This is a genomic window from Shigella sp. FC1967 (assembly GCF_001743005.1).
In the GTDB taxonomy this organism is placed as follows: Bacteria; Pseudomonadota; Gammaproteobacteria; order Enterobacterales; family Enterobacteriaceae; genus Proteus.
On record NZ_MIIZ01001232.1, the window covers coordinates 1 to 458 of the forward strand.

At 52.0% G+C, this 458-nt stretch carries 1 protein-coding gene; it reads left to right on the forward strand.

Annotated elements, in window-relative coordinates:
• Positions 1 to 285 (forward strand): hypothetical protein (locus BHE89_RS20610; protein WP_128860753.1); only part of this gene is annotated, 285 nt, incomplete at its 5' end.
• Positions 286 to 458: the final 173 nt, after the last annotated feature.

Genomic DNA, 458 nt, shown 5'->3' on the forward strand with positions numbered 1-458 from the left:
TTTTGGCTGTCTGCTTTTGCGGCAGGTTTTGACTGGAGTCAGTGGGTTAAGTTGGCTGCTGATACGGCCAACAGAGCTGCAAGTGACCCGGCCAAGGCTCTGGGCACGGTTCAGACCTACTGGGGCATTCTCAGCTTCTTCCTGCTGGCGGCGTACAGTCTGATGTTCAAGTTTAAAGCCAATGCTAACAAGGAAGTGAAAACTCTGGGGGTGGCCCGACCAGCCAATGAAGTTAGCGTTGCGGCTTCGGAAAAACATTCGGAAGCGGTTCCTCAAAATCAATAACCGATCCAGTAAACGCAAAAAAGGCGGCCTAAGCCGCCTTTTTTATTTGTCGCTGGAAGTGCCCGAAAAGGGCGCGAAGCCGTGGCAGAAAATCAGTGACCCTGAATGAGAATACAGGCCACTAGGAAAAGAAGAGGGTTGCTATGAAGCCTGTAAAGATACCGCGCCGGGTC